This window comes from Colwellia sp. BRX10-9 (genome assembly GCF_014077405.1).
Classification (GTDB): Bacteria; Pseudomonadota; Gammaproteobacteria; order Enterobacterales; family Alteromonadaceae; genus Colwellia_A.
Window position 1 is genome coordinate 1 of sequence record NZ_JACGVV010000034.1, and the last position, 20,962, is coordinate 20,962.

A 20,962-nucleotide genomic window follows, 5' to 3' on the forward strand; every position below is an offset into this window, starting at 1 on the left:
ATAATAAAAGTAAGGGTCGTTAGTGATATCTATTAATAAAAAGTTGTGGTCGTTTAACTTCGGCTGCCTAATTGCAGGCACGTTTTTTTGGTTAGTCAGTTTTGGAGTCTCTGCTCCTATCTCTGAAGTATTTCATTCTTATCCCCATTTTATACTTAATTATCATGCCGGAGTTGTAACCGCTTTCACCGCATTCTTGTTAACGGGCGCTATTATTTTTATTATGCGCAGCTTGTTCAATGTCTGTGCAAGTGAACATACATTTTGGCTAATGTTACCAAGTTTAGGTTTTATTATTTTAGCGATACTCTTTAGTCAGTCAATATTAATAACCATGCTCTACGCCGCATTCCCAGCATTAATTGTTATCTTAACCAGTGCAATAAAGAGACGGATACCTAAATATAAAACGTTAGCGTAAAGTCCTCAGTTAAGTCTTAGTAGCTGATGTTTATTAATGACTGCTCATGTGATTATTTATTTTATTGGTTAACTAATCCTTTAAAAATTATCGAGTTTGCTCTGCAGAGGCAGTAAACTAGGCTTTACTGTCTCTATTGTTAATGCGCTTACAAAGCGCATTGACCAAAATATTACTGCACCGCTGCGTTGACATCTTGATATTAAAAAAATACGGGCAAGTCGACAAACAAAACTATTAATGATGCCAGTAGTAAATTCATTTCACTAATCTCTGATAATTACTTGCATGAACTGTCACCTATTCAAAATTTGTATTTGTTATTCGTATTAAAATAATTAATGTTAAATCAGTATTTATGCGTTATCACCGACAGCATAAAGAGCCGCTGCTACCTCTGGTGTATCTTTTTTATATTCATTGTGAAGCTATTGAAAATTTAAAAAACTATATCAATAAGGCGGATATTATTTCTTGTGCTACGCTAAATACACAAGCATTATCTTTTGGTTAATGATTACAAAAAGATCAACATTTAGATATGGTTGGAACCTATAGACCCGAGATGAGAGAAATGGATAATCTGTGCTTAGTGTGCGCATATTTTTTGTCGACAACATGGAAAGTGCCTTACATTAAACTGGCTATTTAGCTATGCTGTTAAAAGCGAAGGCTATACTTGCTGACCGTATTAATACTGATTTATTTTCGATGTCTGATAAACCTTATTTTGTAGAACATAAGGCAGTAGATATTATTATTTATAAGCTGCTAGTACAGGCACTAGAAGATATAACCGCAGCAAAATTTGTCGCTAGATATGTTAATACATCTAAGTCAAACCTTGCTCGTTAGAGGCGTTTTTTTTTATGCTGATTAATAGCTTTATGTCGTTATTTTTATTGACATTAAACAAGATCAATATTTAAATGATGTTATAAAAACTTTTTTAAGTAATACAGATAGTCGTATCTATTTTACTGCTTTTATTGATGGTGTGATAAATGGAAAAATCTGGATCCTTTAATAGTAAGTTAAGCCGTAGAGTACTTATTTACATATTGCTATGTAGTTCGGTATTGTCTATCAGCTCAACTTTTCTGCAATTGTATGTTAACTACAATGAAAGTCTAACGACGTTAAATCAAAGATTTAGCAATGTTGAAACAAGTTATCTTCAATCTATATCCACTAGCTTGTGGGATTTTAACGAGCCGTTAGTACAACAGCAAATTCAAGGTATTGTAAAATTACCTGATATTAGTCATGTGAAAATTGTCACAGGTTTTGGCAAAACTTATCAGTTTGGTGACGAAAATATCTCAGCCGATAAAGTCGTTGAGTACCCGATATTTTATAGCGAAAATGATATTGGTGTGCTTATTGTTACCGCGAGCTATAAAGATATTTATCAACGATTGTGGCAGCAAGCAGGATTTATTTTAACTGCCGAAGTGATCAAGATTTTTATTGTGGCGTTTTTTATTATATTCATTGTTCATTGGCTTATTACTCGTCATATTTATCATATTACTTATTACTCGCAACAAGTTGCGGCTGATGAAATAGATACGCCCTTGGTATTAAGCTCTCGTCCAAAAGCCAAAGACGAACTTGATGAGCTTGCCGAAACGATTAATAACATGCGTACCACTTTAAAAAACGATATCTTAAAGTTAGAAGATGCAGAAAATGCGTTAATTAACCTTAACGGTGAACTTGAAGTAAAAGTGTATGACCGAACGGCTAAATTGGCCTCGAGCAACAACCAATTACAACAATCTTTAGATGACTTAACGTTAGCAAAAGATCAACTAGTACAATCAGAGAAAATGGCCTCTTTAGGGCAATTGGTTGCAGGGGTTGCACACGAAGTTAATACGCCATTGGGTATCTGTGTTACATCAATAACGGCATTAAAAGAGAAAGTCTTGGAGTTAAGCCATTCGGTAGAGACTGAAAATCTGACCAAATCACATTTAACTAAAACCTTGAGTCTGTTGATTGAATATCAGAATATTATTGAAAGGAGTTTAAACAAAGCGGTTGAATTAATCAGAGGTTTTAAATCAGTTGCTGTTGAGCAACATACCGACCCAGAGTTGAAAATTAATTTATCCAGACACGTTAATGATGTTGTTAACACGGTAAAAACTCTCTTTAAACGTAAAAAATATGTCATTAATATCGAAGTTGATGAAAAACTTAATTTGCTCACTTATCCAAGTGCATGGAATCAAATTCTGACAAATTTTTTAACCAATTCGCACATTCATGGTTTTGACGAAAGAGAAAGTGGTGAAATCTCAATAAAGTTTGTTGAGGATAATGGCTTTTTAACACTGACCTATAGTGATAATGGCAAAGGATTAGATAGCAGTGTTGTTAATCGTATCTTCGACCCTTTTGTTACAACCAAACGTGGTCAAGGTGGTTCAGGTCTAGGAATGAATATTGTTTATAATTTAGTGGACGCAAAATTAAAAGGCACTATAAAATGCCTAGATACAAAAGTAGGCTGTAGTTTTGAGGTCAGGGTACCGATAAAGGATAAACAAGGTGAACTTGAAGCATAAACCTTATTTTTCTGTTAAAAAAAAAGCCCTTGAGGCTTTTTTTTTATTAATAGCCTGAAATGATTTTTAGGCTATTATGATTAAAGTCGTTGTTTGAGTTTAGTCTATTTTAGATAACTGCTTTAAGGGGATGTCACGAGCGTTAACCATATCATCAACAAATAAAGCGGAAATTAACTGCTGTAATTTATCATTAAAAATAATGGCCAATTCAAAATATTCATTTTTAGTGGTTGTTGTAGCTGCGTTAAGTTCTTTTAAGTTATTGTCTGGCTTTAACAAGGGTTTTTCTTTAGCGCCACCTTCATCTACCACTTTAGGAAAAGCAAACATATAAGTAATCGTCTTTAGCTCTTTGTTCATTTGTGCGTTACTTGATTCTGCTGAAGCAGTCGAAAGGGTACAGCACAATCCAATGATGCTGAATATGGCACTTAACGCTACCGTTCTAATTTGTGATTTCATGTTGCGATCCTCGTCTTATAAATTCACATAGCATTGACTACAAAATTTCTGTATTGAAAACAATGTTACTTGTACTATTCTATCTAATTGAAATTGTAACTATATTGTTTACACCCTAACTATAAATTGTTAAGAAATATATAGCCAACGATATAAGTTCAATGGTTAAAAATTTGAGTTTAATGGCTTTTTAGTCTTACTTAACTCAGGTAAATCATCATTAAAAGTGTATTAGTTAGTTAGATAGACAGGCAATTGTGGAGGAAAGTTTCATTGAGCTTAAATAAAAAAAGAAATATTAAGATTAATATTTCTTTTTTAGAGGGCGTATTAGACGAGACTAACTGAGTTGCTTCACTTTTAGTCGGTAACTATGTAATAAAGGTTCGGTATAACCATTAACTTGTGTTGTGCCTAAAAATACTAAATCACAAGCCGCTTTAAAAGCGATACTCTTTTCAAAGTTACTTGCCATTGGTTGATAGTTAACATCATTTTTATTTTGGCTATCAACAGTTTTAGCCATCTTTTTCAAACTAGCTAACACTTGTTGTTCACTACAAACCTCATGCTTCATCCAATTGGCCATATGTTGACTGGAGATACGTAAAGTTGCTCTGTCTTCCATTAAACCGACATTATTAATATCAGGCACTTTTGAACAACCGACACCTTGATCAATCCATCGTACAACGTAGCCTAAAATACCCTGAGCGTTATTATCGAGTTCATCAGAGATCTCCTGCTCACTCCAGTTGGTGTCTTTTGCGAGTGGTATCGTTAAGATATCATCTAAGTTAGCCGGAGTACGTAGCATTAACTTTTTCTGAAGCGCGAAAACATTCTCTCTATGATAATGCAAGGCGTGCAGGGTTGCTGCTGTAGGAGAAGGTACCCAAGCTGTATTTGCCCCTGCTTGTACGTGATTAATTTTAGTAGCTAACATATTCAACATTTGATCAGGAATGGGCCACATGCCCTTACCAATTTGTGCTCTGCCACTAAAGCCACAGGCTAAGCCTACATCAACGTTATTATCTTCATAAGCGCTTATCCAAGGTGTTAACTTGATATCTGCTTTTTTAGCCATAATACCAGCCGCCATTGATGTATGAATTTCATCACCGGTGCGGTCTAAGAAGCCAGTGTTAATAAAGACCACACGAGACTTAGCTTGAGCGATACAAGCCTTTAAATTAACACTTGTACGACGCTCTTCATCCATTATACCCATTTTTATGGTGTTTCTTGTTAACGCTAAAGCATCTTCGACTTGTTCAAATAATGTATTAGCAAAAGCGACCTCTTCTGGACCATGCATTTTTGGCTTAACAATATAAATTGATTTTTCTGCACTATTACAAAATGACTTGGCATCGGCAGTTTGTTGTAAATTAAGGCTAGCGATTAGTGAGGTTACCATGGCATCAATAATACCTTCTGGCACTTCAGAGCCATCAGCTAATAAGATGGCATTGTTCGTCATTAAATGCCCAACATTACGGACAAACATTAAACTACGGCCTTTTAGCGTTAAGTTCGCGCCATCAGTTTGATGATACTGTCTGTCAACCGCCATAGTGCGCTGAATAGTTTTACCATTTTTGACTAAGTCAGTGGTTAAGTTACCTTGCATTAATCCCAACCAGTTTTTATAAGCGACCACTTTATCATCAGCATCAACGGCTGCGACAGAGTCTTCACAATCCATAATGGTGGTTAAAGCCGACTCAAGGGTAATGTCAGAAATACCTGCTTTATCACTTTTTGCGATAACACTACTTTTATCAAAGTTAATTTCAAAGTGTAAACCATTATGTTCAAACAATAGCGCGGTTGGTGCATCTACTGTGCCTTGATAACCTTTAAAAGCATCGCCATTTGCAAGTTTAACGGTTTCGCCACTTTCAAGTGTAACCGTTAAAAAAGCACCAGATACGTTGTAGTGTTTCGCTTGGACGTGACTACCAGCAGTTAATGGAATACTTTGATCTAAAAATTGTCGGGCAAATTCAATAACCTTTTGACCACGAATGGCATTATAGCCACCAGCGTTTTCAGCCCCATTTTCTGAAGAAATAACGTCGCTACCATAAAGGGCATCATACAAGCTTCCCCAACGAGCATTAACGGCGTTAATGGCAAACCTAGCGTTCATTATTGGTACCACGAGTTGCGGGCCCGCCATTGTTGCTAATTCAGCATCTACATTTTTGGTTGTTATGGCAAAGTCATCAACCTCAGGTACCAGGTAATTGATGTCTTTTAGAAATTTTTTGTATGATGAAAAATCAAAGTTATCGGCAAAGTTATTCTGATGCCAGCCATCTATTTTTGTTTGTAAATCATCACGTGTTGCTAACAAGGCTTTATTAATAGGTGTTAATTTTTCAATGATTGTTGAGAAGTTTTGCCAAAAATCTGTTGGTGAAATTAGGCTATGAGGAAGTACATCCTGTTCAATAAATTGATGTAAACATTGCGCTACTTGGATATTTTGGATCTTTATGTACGGGGTCATCATGTTTCCTCTTGTGCAATCATTTACGCAACTTCTATTTGAATATTTAACTATGGCGTAAATATTTTTATCATAAATGTATTTAACCCTCTTTCTAAAAGAGCATTAAACATAATTAATAACAGTATCTAAGTGCAATGTAGGAGGTATTATTTTTTCATGCAAGAGCTGAAAAAAGTTTCCTAAAGAAATTAGTTGTTATTTTTGTATTTTGATAAGTGATTTTTATTATATCTAAATGATAATTATAGACTATTTAGTTTTTGATTTTATTAAAATCGGTCCAATAACTAATTATTGTTATTAATAATAGCTACCATAAATATTGTGAATGTAAGTTGTTTGATTTGTTTTTTTTGTGAATGTAACTTTTGATAAAGCGCGTCAATCATTTTTCATCAAAAATATTATGGTGAAGCTGTTGCCGAGTATTCATAGTGAGCACTCTATATAGTAAAATCGTTGTGGGCCGTTAGCGTAAAAAAAGTACCAAAGTATTAATAATCATTGGACTAAAGATGGCAGTGATAACCGCTGAAATAATCAAAGCCAAAGAACTGTAGGCGGCATGCTCATAACTCACTTTGCTAATTGTTGCGGTTCCCAATGCATGGCTCGCCGCGCCAATAGCTAAGCCTTGTGCTTTAGGTGAGGTGACCTTAATTAAAGATAGCCAAGGAGGACCTAATAAAGCGCCAAACAATCCGGCTAAAATTATCGCAAACGCAGTGATGGAATTACTGCCATTGAGTTGTTCCGTTAATGCTATGCCAATCGGTGTTGTTACTGATTTCAAAGAAAGCGATACGGCAATATCGTATTGATTAATGGTCAATAAAGTGATGATAAAACTTATCGATATGGCGATAAATACCCCAACCAATAGCAGTACCATTATATGTCGCCATTGTTTTTTAATCGTTTGAAGATGCTGGTATAACGGGAAACCCAAAGCCACAACAGCAGGCTCTAAGAGTTTATTTAATGAGGCGGTGGCTTGGTAATATTGTTCAAAAGGAATGTTAAATATTAGCAAAAATGGGATCAGCGTTAGAATCGACAACAGCATTGGATTTAACCAGGCTTTTTTTAATTTTTGTTGTAACTTGGCATAAGCATGATAAACCGCAAGTGTAAGCAGTATAAAAAATAAGGCAGCGCTTATCATTGATAAAAGGGGGGGGCTTATCACTTGTTTTGCTCGCTAGTTGCGGTTAATTGCTGTCGATTAAGTTGTCGCTGATAAACAAGTCCAACAAAGGTGAGTAATAAAAAGGTCGTAAAAAAGATGATGGCAATTAAGGTGAAGCCATGCGCTTTAATTAATTCGAAGTGATTAATGATGCCAACACCCGCAGGGACAAAACAAACCGCCATATTAGCCAACGCCCACTCAATACAAGGTTGAATACGCTTGGCATTAAGTATCTTAAAATGCAGTAGCATGGTGAACATCATCATGCCATATAAACTCGCAGGTAAGATAGGCAGGAAAGTCTCAATCACTTTTCCTGCTAACAAACAAATACCTACCGAGAATATACTGTAGATTATATGACTAAACATGGCGTAATATTACCCTTGTGCTGCCGCTTCAATAACCAGTTGTCTAAACCAAATATGGCTAGCATCATGATGTAATAACGGGCTCCAAATCATTTTTAATTCTATATCAGGAATGTCAAAAGGGGGATCAACAATGGTATATTTGTTATCATCTTTGTGTAATAAAGCCGCTTTTGTCGGTAAAGTGGCGATTAAGCCATCTTCATGAGCGAGTTGCATAGCAACATGATAATTACGGGTAAATACCTTTATATCTCTTTGCTTGCCTAAACGTGCTAACGCTTCATCTACCCAACCCAATTTTTGTACGTCTTTGGGATCCATACCCACTCCAACCCCAAAGCCAGTTTTTGACACCCAAACATGCTTTGATGACAGATAAGTATCTAAATTGAATTCAGCTACATAAGGGCTATTAGCACTTAACAAACATGAGAATGAATCACGCCAGATGGTTTTCTGATGAAATGACTGTGGTAATTCATCAAAGCGGTTAATCGCCATATCAATTTTACCAGCTTCAACATCGTGAAAAGTTACGTCACTTGGCGTCATAATATCAATGGTCACATTCGGGGCAATTTCATTTATTTTTCTTAATAAACTTGGCAGTAACGTTGAAGCCGCGTAATCACTTGCCATAATGCGGAAAACACGTTGGCTGTGCTTTTCATTAAACTCTTCTTCACCCTGCAACGCTTCTTCAAGTTCTAATAAGATTTTTCTGATCACCGGTGCTAAAGCGCGCGAGCGTTCGGTTGGTACCATGCCATCAGATGTTCTTACTAATATCGGATCATTAAATAAGTTTCTTAGTCTTTTTAAACCGTTACTCATTGCCGGTTGGGTAATATTAAGCTGGCTTGCTGAACGAGTAACATTTTTTTCTCTTAATAAAACATCAAGGTAAATAAGAAGATTTAAATCGATTTTAGCAATATTCATAGTTTTTATGACCAACAGAAATAATATAACTAATGTATATGTCATGTGCAGAAAAATAAATCAAGAAGTTTTCATTGTCTAATAAAAATATTAATAAGCTTTTAAAGCGGTAATACTGAGGTTTATGCTTATTACCTATTGAAAAATAAGTACAATTATTATTTGTGAGTTTGGTATTTATCTTGTGAATGGTAGTGATTGATATTATATATTTTAAGAATACTCTCAGGATGTTCTAGACTTTGTCTTGTTCGGTGTGTTTGCTTTAATTTTTACTTTTTATTTTAAGTGTTGAAGCGAACAAGACCTTTTAAAAATATTATCAGACTCTTGGAGAGTACTATGTCTAATTATCAAAATGCAATAGAAGCGGTTAAAGCGATTAAAGCAAATGCAGGTACCTCTTGGGATACTATTAATCCTGAGTCAATAGCTCGTATGAGAGCACAGAATAAATTCAAAACTGGTTTAGATATCGCTCAGTATACTGCCGACATCATGCGTCGCGATATGGATGCTTACGATGCTGATAGCTCTAAGTATACTCAGTCTTTAGGTTGCTGGCACGGTTTTGTTGGCCAACAAAAAATGATTTCTATTAAGAAACATTTTGGTGGCAAAACAGACCGTCGTTACTTATACCTTTCAGGTTGGATGGTTGCAGCACTTCGTTCAGAATTAGGTCCTCTTCCTGACCAATCAATGCACGAGAAAACATCTGTCGCTGCTTTAGTTAAAGAACTTTATACTTTTCTTCGTCAAGCCGATGCACGTGAACTCGGTGGTCTTTTTCGCGACCTAGACGCAGCAAGTGCCGCTGATAAAGCCGCTATTCAAGATAAAATTGATAACCATGTTACTCACGTTGTACCAATTATTGCTGACATCGATGCTGGTTTTGGTAATGCAGAAGCAACTTACCTTATGGCTAAGCAAATGATTGAAGCAGGCGCTTGTGCTCTTCAAATCGAAAACCAGGTTGCCGATGAAAAGCAATGTGGCCATCAAGATGGTAAAGTAACGGTTCCTCATGCAGATTTTCATTCAAAAATTCGTGCTTTACGTCATGCATTCCTAGAACTAGGTATCGACAACGGTATCATCGTTTCACGCACTGACTCTGAAGGTGCTGGCCTGACTAAAGAAATCGCGGTTGTTAAAACGCCAGGCGATCAAGGTGATATCTATAACTCTTTCTTAGATGTTGAAGAGATTGACGTAGCTGACATGGCTGAAGGCGATGTATGCTTTAACCGTGACGGTAAACTTGTTCGTCCTAAACGTTTACCTTCTGGTTTATACCAATTCCGTCAAGGTACTGGTGAAGAGCGTTGTGTTTTTGACAGCATAGAAGCAATTAAAGCGGGTGCTGATTTGTTATGGATAGAAACAGCGACACCTAACGTTGCCGATATCACAGCCATGATGGATGAAGTTCGTAAAGAAATTCCAAATGCTAAACTTGTTTACAACAACAGCCCATCGTTCAACTGGACATTAAACTTCCGCCAGCAAGCGTTTGACGCTATGGTTGCTGCGGGTGAAGATGTATCTAACTATGTACGTGCTGATTTAATGAATGTTGATTACGATACGACTGAGTTAGCTGCATCAGCAGATGACAAAATCCGTAGCTTCCAAGCTGAGACTTCACGTAAAGCTGGTATCTTCCATCACTTAATCACGCTTCCTACTTACCATACAACAGCATTGTCTGTAGATAACCTAGCTAAAGAATACTTTGGCGACGCGGCGATGCTTGGTTATGTTGAAGGTGTACAACGTAAAGAAATTCGTCAAGGTATTGCCTGTGTTAAACATCAAAACATGTCAGGCTCTGACATGGGTGATGATCACAAAGAATACTTTGCTGGTGAGAACGCGCTTAAAGCAGGTGGCGAGAACAACACCTCTAACCAGTTCTAATCACGATTAAAAACAGTTTTCTCTAGAAGTAAAAACCGAATAGCATTAAATGTTATTCGGTTTTTTTATGTACAGGATGTACGGTATGTCGTGGTGCCATGGATGGCAATGAACGACGAATGTATACGACTGCATGGATGCATGGATGCAGGAGGTAGAGCGAAGCATGGATGCCCGAGCCGAGGATGTACGGTATGTCGTGGTGCCATGGATGGCAATGAACGACGAATGGTCAGCATTCGTCTTGCGCACTTATCGTCATGCTGAATTTATTTCAGTATCTGTTCTTGAAGTTGCAGTAAAATATCCTAAAACCGTCATGGTAGAAATTACCGATCCTTGCTTAAAATAATACTGCTAAATGTCACTTATAAACAATCATTTAAAAATAAATGCAGCTTTATTAAAATAAACTGTAATAAAAAGTCTAAGGCTGAGACTATATGTTCGATATTTTAAAAGGAATAAAATAATGAAAATAAAATGGCAAAGCCTTTTAGCATTAAGTTTACTGAGTTTTAGCTCACTACTTTTAGCTGAAGACAATAATACACAAAATAATAATAAAGAAGTTTTAAGCTTGGAAAACTGCCACCTAAAGGGCATTAAGTCGCAAGTTCAGTGTGGCACATTACAAGTACCAGAAAATTATAGTTTACCTGAAGGTGAAAAAATAAGCGTTAATTTTGCGGTGTTGCCGGCTATTGATAGTAGTCAAAATAAAACGCCTTTAATGTTTTTAGCGGGTGGGCCAGGTCAAGCATCCGTTGAACTAGCTGCGCATATATTTAGTACTTTTGGTGAAATTAAAAAGTCGCATGACATTATTTTAGTGGATCAACGGGGTACGGGGAAATCACATCCTTTATCGTGTGATGAAAATGAAGTAAGAAACGCTTATGAAATTATTCCTGAAGACTTTTCTCCACAAGAAATCAAAGACTGTATCGCACAATTCAAAGGCGACTTAAGTCAATATAATTCAGAAAATGCTATTCGTGATTTTGATGCAGTACGCGTTGCACTCGGCCATGAAAAAATTAATATTTATGGTGGTTCTTACGGCACACGTGCGGCTTTGGTTTATATGCGCCTTTTTCCTGATGCACTTAACAGTGTCGTACTAGACAGTGTTGGTCCCATTGAAGTGCCTATTGGTACTTTTGGTCAAAGTTCCGCGCGTTCATTTAATTTATTACTCGAAAACTGCCAGCAAGATGAAAGTTGTAACAGCGCTTACCCTTCATTAAAAGATGACTTTACAGCGGTTATTGCTCGATTAGAACAAGCGCCGGTAAATCTTAAAATAGCGCATCCCCGTTTAGGTACAAAGACTGACTTCGTGTTAAGTCGTAGCAAGTTTATTAGTAATTTACGCATGCAATTATACTCTATGCAAACCCGTACTTTAGTGCCCTTGGTTATACATCAGGCTTTTTTAGGTAACTATCAACCTATGATTGGTTTAATTGCCATGTCAGAAGGGGGAATGGGTATGTATGTGGGCTTAACGTTAAATATTGTCTGTAATGAAGACTTTCCTAAAATTACTACTGAAATGTTTGCTGGCGATGCCAACAATACTTTTGGTGGCAACGACAGCCATAGTGCTTGGCTACAAGCCTGTCCGTTATGGCCTAAGTATGCGGTTAGCGATGATTTCTATCAAAGTGTAACGGCTAATATCCCAACACTTATTTTATCAGGAAATTTAGACCCAGTAACACCGCCGAGTAACGGTGATGAATCTGCCAAAACCTTACCTAATAATCACCACATTGTTTCTAAAAACAGTGCACATATTGTTGCTTCAACGCCTTGCGGTATTGAAATTGTTAATGAATTTCTAACAACACTCGATCCGAATGATTTAGATGAATCGTGTTTAGCTGAGTTAAAAAGTGAAACATTTATGACGCATTTAAACGGCAACCTATAAGGATATAATTATTATGATTGAAGTTAACAATTTACATAAAAGCTTTATCGATAAAAAAAATACGGTAAAAGCCCTAGATGGTTTGTCGTTTACCGCGAAAAATGGTGAGATCACTGGTATTTTAGGTCCAAATGGTGCGGGTAAAACGACTTGTTTACGTACTCTCTATGGTTTGCTAAAAGCTGATGAAGGTTCGGTATTAGTCGATGGTATTAATGTTTTAGAAGACCCTTTAGCGGTTAGGCAACGATTAGGAATCTTCCCCGATAAATTTGGTTTGTACGAGCGTTTAACTGCCTATGAACAAGTGGACTATTTTGCCAGCCTTCATGGTATGCAAGGAGCGAAGAAAAAAGCGGCAATAGCGCAAATATTTAAAGATTTAGAAATGGAAGAATTAGCGCATCGTAAAACGGTTGGCTTCTCGCAAGGGCAACGGATGAAAGTCACTTTAGCTCAGGCTTTAGTGCATCAGCCGAAAAACTTTGTTCTTGATGAACCGACTCGCGGACTCGATGTAATGAGCACACGAGTTTTGCGCAATCACTTAGCCAAATTTAAAGAGAAAGGTCATTGTATTTTATTTTCATCACATGTCATGCAAGAAGTTGCAGCCTTATGTGATCGGGTCATTATTGTTTCTAATGGCAAATTAGCCGCACAAGGCACGCCACAAGAGTTATGTGATTTAGCGGGTGAAAAATTATTAGAAGATGCCTTTGTTAAATTAATTGGCTCAGATGAAGGAGTTGCCGCATGATCCAGTTTAAAGCATTATTAATTAAAGAATTAAGAGAAGCCTTTCGTGATAAACGTGCCTTGATGGTCGCGTTAAGTATGGGCTTATTCGCACCAATAATGATTATGGTAATATCGAAAACCATGATCAAAGAAATCGTTGATAACCCCCCTATTTATGTGCAATTTACCGGCGCTGAATTTGCACCCAAATTGATTGAGAAGTTTGCCGTCAATAATATTTTACAATTTGCCGATGTACCTGAAGAAGAAAAGTACGCATGGCAAGAACGTAATATTGAAGTAGATATACCAAAAGATTTTGCTGAAAAAATGTTAGCGGGTCAGGCTATAGACGTTGTTTTACGTGCAGATTTTGGTAAAAAAGCCTCTAGTGCACCGATCCGAAGAGTCAAAGAAGTGGTACGAGAATACTCACTTGCTATCGGTTATAAGCGTTTACTGGTCAGGGGAGTTGATATTAATTTATTACAACCTATTGTTCTGCAAGAACAAGATACAGCACTTCCAACCAGCAATGCAGTGATGGTCTCGATGTTTTTAGGTATCTATTTATTGATGGGCGCTTTTGTTTCAGGGCTATCAATTGCCATTGACTCGAGTGCGGGTGAGCGGGAACGTAATGTTTTAGAGATGCTACTATGTCAGCCGGTCAGTACCCTTAAAATAGTGTTGGCAAAAATGACTTGTGCCAGTTCTATTTCAGTATTGTCTATTGTTATCATGTTGGTATTGACCACCGTTTCTGTTGGCTTTATTGATCTCACTAAAATAGGGGCAACCTTTAGTTTAAATGCCTTTAGTATTGCGGCCTTATTACTACTACTTATTCCACTATGTTTTTTTGCAACGGCTTTACAATTATTCTTTTCGTTTCAAGCGAAAAGTTTTAAAGAAGCACAGTCAACCGTCTCTATGCTAATTATGCTTCCTGCTATGGTACCGTTTGCCATTATGATGATTGATGATAAGCCTGAATGGGTGAATTGGTTACCTATTTCAGGACAATCAATGTTGATGGAAGATGTTTTTAAGGGCTTACCTGTCGATTGGACTGTGCTTGCAAGTACCACCGCAATTACGGTGGGGATGACCGTGGCATTAGTGCTGGCACTCGCACAAAAATTAAAATCAGAAAAAGTGGTGATGTCATTAAGTTAATCTTTATGACAATACGCTGAGTTGGTATTAAGATGAATAACTCGATAGAATTAACATTACAGCAACAAGACCGCTTTCAAACGGCGTATCAACATATATTGAGTTATTCTTTGAAACGTACTGCAAATTATCAGCAAACATTCACCCAATGGATGACAGAGTATGAAAAATTACTCCGTCATATCATTACCGGATTTGAAGCAAAACCGTCAATTCAAGATGAGCTTTTTCAAGAAATAGCCCTCAATCTTTGGCGGGCACTACCTAGCTTTAGAAATGACTGTACGGTAAAAACTTTTGTCGCTCGTATTGCTCATAATGTTTTAGCTACGCATGTTGCCAAAGCAGTAAAAAGTGTCAAGGTAGAGCAAAGTATTGATGATATTTGCCAAGAGACAGAGCAAGATAAAATTCAACCTACACCCCATCAGAGCTTAGAAAAACAACGTAGACAACAACGTTTAGCTCAATCTATTAGGCAACTTAAACTTGAACAACAGCAAGTGATCACCTTAGCGCTCGAAGGCATGAGTTATCAAGAAATTGCCGATATTTTAGTGATATCCGTTAATCTTGTTGGTGTGCGTTTACAACGCGCAAAAATCGCTTTGAGTAAGTTAATGGAGGCGGTATGAACGAAGAAGATTCCCTGTTACATAAAAAAAGTAAAGTGATTTTATCTACTCAAAGTCAAGCTGAGGCGATACTTGATGTTGCAACTTTACCCAAGAATAAAGCGACTAAACCACTCGATAGTTCGGTAATTGATGAACAATGGGCGCAGATGAGCCAAGACTGGCAAAGCCAACCTATTATTAAAACCGATATTAACCGTTTACTTAAACGAACAAAGCAAAGAACTGTGTGGGCTAAATCTTTATTAGTCATAGATATTATGGCTACGTTGGCTATGTTGTTTGTTGCTAGCTATATGTGGCTCAGTGGCTCGAAAGATCAAGCAACCATTATTTACTTAGGTGGTGGTGGCATTCTTTCCATTATTTTTGTAATATTTGCCATTAAAGCTCGTTTATCGGCATGGAAAATAAATTGTGGCAGTCCTGATAAAGCAATTGAACATGCCATTCTCGGTTGTCAGTCGTCTATTAGCTACATCAAGTTAATAAAGTTCTCTTGTCTCATTATTGGGCCCTTTGCCAATTGGTATGTTTTTGCTGTCACCGAGCAATTAGAAAAATCGCCCATTGTTGGTCTAGCTATTTTGAATATATTTCTGGTGAGTATTTGGCTTGTCAGTCAGTCTTTTTATATAAAAAGGCAAGAAGAGTTAAAACAACTAAATGATATTTTAATAAAATAAATATTGGTTATTTCTTAATAAGATAGATTATATTTTGTTTTTCTGCTTTATTTCTGTTTTAAATTTCTTGTTATTGCTTTTTTTCTTCGTTATATTCTATTTACTGTTAACGTTGATCAAAGCTGTAAAAGTTTTTATCGATAATAACAGCAACACTCTTGGCATATTAGATTACTAAATGAGCTAAAGCTTGTACCTTTATCCGTGTACAACTGAGCTGATTTCAGGCAATATACGCCGCATAAATTTTGCTATCCATTAGACAATTGTCTGTAACAGCTAAGGCTGAATAATTGAGGAAAAACCATGTTTACACGTGATATGAATATTGCTGATTTTGACCCGGAACTTTATCAAGCGATGAGCAATGAGAAAGTTCGCCAAGAAGAGCACATCGAACTTATTGCTTCAGAAAATTACTGTAGCCCGCGTGTTCTTGAAGCACAAGGTTCTCAATTAACTAATAAATATGCTGAAGGTTACCCAGGCAAACGTTACTACGGTGGTTGTGAATTCGTAGATATCGCTGAGCAATTAGCCATAGACCGTGCAAAAGAATTATTTGGCGCAACTTACGCGAACGTGCAACCTCATGCTGGTTCTCAAGCTAATGCTGCAGTTTTTCAAGCGCTTGTTACTCCAGGTGGTAAAGTGTTAGGAATGAGTTTAGCTCACGGTGGTCATTTAACGCATGGTTCTCATGTTAGTTTTTCTGGCAAGTCTTACGAAGCATTTCAATACGGTCTTCACCCAGAAACAGGTGACATAGATTACGAAGAAATGGAACGTTTAGCACAAGAACATAAACCAGAAATGATCATTGGTGGTTTTTCTGCTTTCTCTGGTGTTGTTGATTGGGCACGTATGCGTAAAATCGCAGACGGTGTTGGCGCATACTTTTTCGTTGATATGGCTCATGTTGCTGGTTTAATTGCCGCCGGTTTATATCCAAACCCAGTGCCACATGCGCATGTTGTTACTACAACTACTCATAAAACATTAGCCGGTCCTCGTGGCGGTTTAATTATTTCGGGTTGTGATGATGAAGCTATCTATAAAAAATTAAACTCTGCTGTTTTCCCAGGTGGCCAAGGTGGCCCATTAATGCACATTATTGCAGCTAAAGCGGTTGCATTTAAAGAAGCATTAGAACCTGAGTTTAAAGTTTATCAACAGAATGTTTTAGACAATGCTAAAGCTATGGTTGCTGTTCTTCAGGAACGCGGTTACAAAGTTGTTTCTAACGGCACTGAAAACCACTTATTGTTACTTGACTTAATTGATAAAGATATTACAGGTAAAGATGCTGATGCTGCATTAGGCCGTGCCCATATTACGGTAAATAAAAACTCAGTACCTAACGACCCACGTTCTCCGTTTGTAACTTCTGGTTTACGTTTAGGTACTCCGGCTATTACGCGTCGTGGTTTTGGCGTTGTTGAAACTCAAGCATTAACGGGTTGGATTTGTGATATTTTAGACGATATCAACAATGAACAGACAGTTACTGATGTTAAAGCCAGTGTTAAAGAACTTTGTTCACGCTTCCCTGTATACGCGTAAATTAAGCTAACGACTTTAGTGTCTTAAGCGATATAGCTGTGGCGCTTAAAGTCTAATGGGAAAAGCTATAAATAAGTTAATGTAACAATAGCTTAATTAGACTAAAATGGCCGCATTAGCGGCCATTATTGTTTCTGTCAATTAAACAGAGCTATGTGTCGAAAGTACCGAGTCCATTAAGATAAAAATATACTTATTGGGATTGGTATAACCTTTTTTGGAGCTTTCCATGTATTGTCCTTTTTGTAGAGCCTTAGATACCAAAGTCATTGACTCTCGTTTGGTCTCTGACGGTCATCAAGTTCGCCGTCGCCGCGAATGTCTAGCCTGTCATGAGCGCTACACTACCTTTGAAACTGCTGAGTTAGTTATGCCACGTATTATTAAAAATGATGGTTCACGTGAGCCTTTCAATGAAGATAAAATGCGTAATGGTTTAGTGCGAGCACTCGAAAAACGTCCGGTGAGTGTCGAGCAAGTCGAACTATCGATTAATAAAGTCAAATCAAAGCTACGTGCCACGGGTGAGCGAGAAGTATCGAGTGAGTTGCTTGGTAATATCATCATGGAACAATTAAAAGAATTAGATAAAGTCGCTTATGTGCGTTTTGCCTCGGTTTATCGCTCTTTTGAAGATATTCGCGAATTTAGTGAAGAAATTGCGCGCTTAGGTAATGAAAAATAGATGAAAGAATTTTCAGCCGAAGATTACCGTTTTATGCAACGGGCTATAATGCTTGCCAAACAAGGACATTTTACCACCTCGCCTAATCCGCGCGTTGGTTGTGTTTTGGTAAAAGATGGTGAAATTGTCGGAGAAGGTTTTCATCAAAAAGCGGGTGAAGGTCATGCTGAAGTTAACGCGTTAGCAATGGCGGGTAAAAATGCGCAAGGTGCAACCGCATATGTAACACTTGAGCCGTGTAGTCATTATGGGTTAACGCCGCCCTGTGCTAAAGGACTTATTCTTGCCGGTATTAAACATGTCATAGCGGCGATGGTTGATCCAAATCCTAAAGTTGCTGGTAATGGTTTAAAAATGCTAGCCCAAGCGGAAATATCTTCGCAACACGGTTTGTTAAGACAAGCGGCTGAAGATTTAAATGTTGGTTTTATCAAACAAATGACCACAGGTTTGCCCTACGTCCGTTGTAAATTAGCGGCGAGTTTAGATGGAAAAACCGCGATGAAAAATGGTGAAAGTAAATGGATTACTTCGCCTCAAGCTCGACAAGATGTTCAGCGTTTACGCGCACAAAGTTGTGCGATTATCAGTGGTGCTGACAGTATATTAACCGATAATGCAAAAATGACGGTACGTTGGTCTGAGCTAGGGGAATTAAAATATAGTTATCAAGAGGAAGACGTTAGGCAACCGATAAGAGTGATTATAGATACAAAAAATCGCTTAACGCCTAACTTAGCTTTATTTAATGAGCACAGCCCAATAATTTTAATTCGTCGTACCATTGAAAACATTCATCAATGGCCTCATTTTGTAAAGCAGGTGGTTTTACCTGTAGTCAATACATTAGCTAATGAACAACAGATTGACTTACATGCATTACTTCAATATTTAGCTAAGCTAAATTTAAATGATGTACTCATTGAGTCAGGTGCTCGATTAGCGGGTGCTTTTATTGAACAAAATTTAGTCGATGAATTGATTTTATATCAAGCCCCTAAATTGATGGGTGCAGACAGTAAAAGCTTAGTGAATATGACAAGCATTGAAAGCTTGAGCCAAGCAAAAGAACTAAATATAATTGATTTACGTATGATCGGCAAAGATATCCGTATTATTGCTAAACTTTTACCGTAAAATTTTAGTATGGTGTTGAGTTTTACTTGACCTAAAAATGACTTAAAGAGTGATTATGTTCACAGGAATAATTGAAGCAGTTGGTAGCATTCAAGCGATAAACATTACTGGACAGGGTGCAAGAATTGTTATTTCCACCGGTTTATTAGATATGAGTGATGTTAAATTAGGTGATTCAATAGCCACCAATGGCATTTGTTTAACCGTTGTCGCTTTTGACTCATCAACTTATAGTGCCGATGTTTCTAATGAAACCTTACAGCGTACTGGCTTTGTTGATTATCAAACAGGGCAGGCTGTTAATTTAGAAAAAGCCATGTTACCCACCACTCGTTTTGGCGGACATATGGTGTCTGGCCATGTCGACGCTGTGGTTGTAATAACCTCGATTGAACATAATGGTAATAGCCTAGAATACTGGCTTGAAATGCCAAGTGATTTAGCGCCATACATTGCCGAAAAAGGCTCTATCACAATTGACGGCACGAGCTTAACAGTTAACAGTGTCACCGATGATAAATTTCGTCTAACGATCGTTCCTCACACTAACGCGCAAACCATTATTGCTCAATATAAAGCGGGCACTAAAGTCAATTTAGAAGTTGACTTAATCGCCCGTTATATCGAAAGGCTATTAACAAAAAAAGCCGCTAGCACGGCCGAGCACCATAGTTCTGGTGTGACTCATGAACTATTAGCACGTAACGGTTTTATGAAGTAAACAAACAAGGTGGCGTCTGTATATCAAGCGCACTATTGTATTCCTCAAAATTATGAAAAAAAATTAAATAAAAGAGATGATCATGAATTTAAATACCCCACAAGAAATTATTGACGATATTGCTCAAGGTAAAATGGTCATTTTGATGGACGATGAAGACAGAGAAAATGAAGGTGACTTCATTATGGCTGCTGAAAAAGTAACCCCCGAAGCCATTAATTTTATGGCGACTCACGGTCGTGGTTTAATTTGTATGCCGATGACGGTTGAAAAATGCCAGCAGCTCAAGTTACCTTTGATGGTTGAAAAAAATGACGCTCAATTTAGCACTAATTTTACGGTGTCAATTGAGGCCGCTCAAGGAGTAACTACCGGGATTTCTGCTGGCGATCGTGCAACGACTGTATTAGCTGCTGTTGCCAAAGATGCTAATCATTTAAGTATTGTTCAGCCGGGGCATATTTTTCCATTAATAGCCAAAGATGGAGGTGTATTAAATCGCGCAGGCCATACGGAAGCTGGAACCGATTTAGCGCGTTTAGCGGGTTTAGAGCCTGCCGCCGTTATTGTTGAAATACTCAATGAAGACGGTACTATGGCGCGCCGCCCAGACTTAGAAATTATTGCTGAAAAGCATGATTTAAAGATGGGCACCATTGCCGACTTAATTGAATATAGAAATGCTAATGAGACCACTATTGAACGTGTCTCTCAATGTAAGTTACCAACAGCCTTTGGAGAATTCGATTTAACAGTATTTAAAGACACCATTGATGGACAGGCGCACTTTGCCCTAACTAAAGGTGAGATTAAAGCTGACGAACCAACACTAGTTCGTGTTCATCTAGAAAATACCTTTAGAGATTTATTATTTAGCCAACGTGAGAGTGTTGCTCAATGGCCAATGGCTAATGCTTTAGAAAAAATTGCCAAAGAAGGCGGTGTTTTAGTACTTTTAGGTAAGCATGAATCTACTGCGGAGTTAATTTCTCAAGTTGAAAAGTATGCAAAAATTGATGCGGGTGAAGTTGTTAATGAAATAAAGCGTCATGTTGGCTCTCGTAACGTTGGCGTAGGCTCACAAATCCTTTCTAACTTAGGTGTTAGTAAGATGCGCTTGTTAAGTTCACAAACTAAGTATCATTCGTTATCAGGATTTGGTCTTGAAGTTGTTGAATATATAGCGGAATAATTAACGTTAGTCCGAGTTTGTTCATCTATAGAAATATTTTTATAGATGAACATTTAAGCTTGTG

20 protein-coding genes are annotated in these 20,962 nt (G+C 37.4%); 15 read left to right on the top strand and 5 right to left on the bottom strand.

What is annotated here, in order from left to right; translation table 11 throughout:
* Positions 1-22 precede the first annotated feature (22 nt).
* From H4J69_RS16285 to H4J69_RS16295, 3 genes are all read left to right on the top strand, one after another.
* Positions 23-421 carry a hypothetical protein gene (locus H4J69_RS16285; protein ID WP_182222783.1) on the top strand — a complete coding sequence of 133 codons (399 nt, stop codon included), beginning with the start codon at positions 23-25 and terminating at the stop codon, positions 419-421.
* 654 nt (positions 422-1,075) lie between these two features.
* Complete coding sequence (locus H4J69_RS16290; RefSeq protein WP_182244819.1) at positions 1,076-1,276, top strand: hypothetical protein; 201 nt, start codon at positions 1,076-1,078, stop codon at positions 1,274-1,276.
* A 149-nt stretch (positions 1,277-1,425) separates the two neighbouring features.
* Positions 1,426-2,997 (top strand): ATP-binding protein, encoded by a 1,572-nt coding sequence (locus H4J69_RS16295; protein WP_182244820.1) that lies wholly within the window; start codon positions 1,426-1,428, stop codon positions 2,995-2,997.
* Between the two features lie 99 nt (positions 2,998-3,096).
* On the opposite strand, the gene H4J69_RS16300 is transcribed toward H4J69_RS16295, so the two are convergent.
* The 5 genes from H4J69_RS16300 to H4J69_RS16320 all read right to left on the bottom strand — a co-directional run bounded on the left by H4J69_RS16300 (position 3,097) and on the right by H4J69_RS16320 (position 8,494).
* Entirely contained in the window at positions 3,097-3,462 is a 366-nt protein-coding gene (locus tag H4J69_RS16300) for a hypothetical protein (RefSeq protein ID WP_182244821.1), read from the bottom strand.
* A gap of 340 nt (positions 3,463-3,802) precedes the next feature.
* Positions 3,803-5,983, bottom strand: coding sequence for a malate synthase G (locus tag H4J69_RS16305; RefSeq protein ID WP_182244828.1), 2,181 nt, complete (start codon positions 5,981-5,983; stop codon positions 3,803-3,805).
* A gap of 472 nt (positions 5,984-6,455) precedes the next feature.
* On the bottom strand, positions 6,456-7,175 hold the full coding sequence (locus H4J69_RS16310) for an LrgB family protein (protein WP_310733619.1): 720 nt from the start codon (positions 7,173-7,175) through the stop codon (positions 6,456-6,458).
* On the bottom strand, positions 7,172-7,549 hold the full coding sequence (locus H4J69_RS16315; RefSeq protein WP_182222785.1) for a CidA/LrgA family protein: 378 nt from the start codon (positions 7,547-7,549) through the stop codon (positions 7,172-7,174). Before H4J69_RS16315 ends, H4J69_RS16310 begins: the two co-directional genes overlap by 4 nt.
* 9 nt (positions 7,550-7,558) lie before the next feature.
* Positions 7,559-8,494 carry a LysR family transcriptional regulator gene (locus tag H4J69_RS16320; RefSeq protein ID WP_146795953.1) on the bottom strand — a complete coding sequence of 312 codons (936 nt, stop codon included), beginning with the start codon at positions 8,492-8,494 and terminating at the stop codon, positions 7,559-7,561.
* Between the two features lie 342 nt (positions 8,495-8,836).
* Between H4J69_RS16320 and H4J69_RS16325 the strand changes: the two genes are divergently transcribed.
* From H4J69_RS16325 to ribBA, 12 genes are all read left to right on the top strand, one after another.
* Entirely contained in the window at positions 8,837-10,420 is a 1,584-nt protein-coding gene (locus H4J69_RS16325) for an isocitrate lyase (RefSeq protein ID WP_182202968.1), read from the top strand.
* Between the two features lie 166 nt (positions 10,421-10,586).
* Positions 10,587-10,772 carry a hypothetical protein gene (locus H4J69_RS16330; protein ID WP_182244822.1) on the top strand — a complete coding sequence of 62 codons (186 nt, stop codon included), beginning with the start codon at positions 10,587-10,589 and terminating at the stop codon, positions 10,770-10,772.
* A 120-nt stretch (positions 10,773-10,892) separates the two neighbouring features.
* Positions 10,893-12,359 (top strand): alpha/beta fold hydrolase, encoded by a 1,467-nt coding sequence (locus tag H4J69_RS16335; RefSeq protein ID WP_182216696.1) that lies wholly within the window; start codon positions 10,893-10,895, stop codon positions 12,357-12,359.
* 13 nt (positions 12,360-12,372) lie between these two features.
* Entirely contained in the window at positions 12,373-13,119 is a 747-nt protein-coding gene (locus H4J69_RS16340) for an ATP-binding cassette domain-containing protein (RefSeq protein WP_182216697.1), read from the top strand.
* The gene (locus H4J69_RS16345) at positions 13,116-14,279 is read left to right on the top strand and encodes an ABC transporter permease (protein ID WP_070375855.1); all 1,164 of its coding nucleotides are present in this window, start codon (positions 13,116-13,118) and stop codon (positions 14,277-14,279) included. The genes H4J69_RS16340 and H4J69_RS16345 overlap by 4 nt, the downstream gene beginning before the upstream one ends.
* 32 nt (positions 14,280-14,311) lie before the next feature.
* Complete coding sequence (locus H4J69_RS16350) at positions 14,312-14,914, top strand: RNA polymerase sigma factor (RefSeq protein WP_070375856.1); 603 nt, start codon at positions 14,312-14,314, stop codon at positions 14,912-14,914.
* The gene (locus H4J69_RS16355; RefSeq protein WP_182216699.1) at positions 14,911-15,600 is read left to right on the top strand and encodes a hypothetical protein; all 690 of its coding nucleotides are present in this window, start codon (positions 14,911-14,913) and stop codon (positions 15,598-15,600) included. The genes H4J69_RS16350 and H4J69_RS16355 overlap by 4 nt, the downstream gene beginning before the upstream one ends.
* A gap of 306 nt (positions 15,601-15,906) precedes the next feature.
* Positions 15,907-17,163 carry a serine hydroxymethyltransferase gene (gene glyA, locus H4J69_RS16360; RefSeq protein WP_070375858.1) on the top strand — a complete coding sequence of 419 codons (1,257 nt, stop codon included), beginning with the start codon at positions 15,907-15,909 and terminating at the stop codon, positions 17,161-17,163.
* A 229-nt stretch (positions 17,164-17,392) separates the two neighbouring features.
* Complete coding sequence (nrdR, locus tag H4J69_RS16365) at positions 17,393-17,848, top strand: transcriptional regulator NrdR (protein ID WP_070375859.1); 456 nt, start codon at positions 17,393-17,395, stop codon at positions 17,846-17,848.
* A complete protein-coding gene (ribD, locus tag H4J69_RS16370) occupies positions 17,849-18,985 on the top strand; it encodes a bifunctional diaminohydroxyphosphoribosylaminopyrimidine deaminase/5-amino-6-(5-phosphoribosylamino)uracil reductase RibD (RefSeq protein WP_182244823.1) in 1,137 nt (378 codons plus the stop codon).
* Between the two features lie 55 nt (positions 18,986-19,040).
* On the top strand, positions 19,041-19,706 hold the full coding sequence (locus H4J69_RS16375; RefSeq protein ID WP_182222788.1) for a riboflavin synthase: 666 nt from the start codon (positions 19,041-19,043) through the stop codon (positions 19,704-19,706).
* Between the two features lie 82 nt (positions 19,707-19,788).
* Entirely contained in the window at positions 19,789-20,898 is a 1,110-nt protein-coding gene (ribBA, locus tag H4J69_RS16380) for a bifunctional 3,4-dihydroxy-2-butanone-4-phosphate synthase/GTP cyclohydrolase II (RefSeq protein WP_070375862.1), read from the top strand.
* The last annotated feature ends 64 nt before the right edge of the window (positions 20,899-20,962 follow it).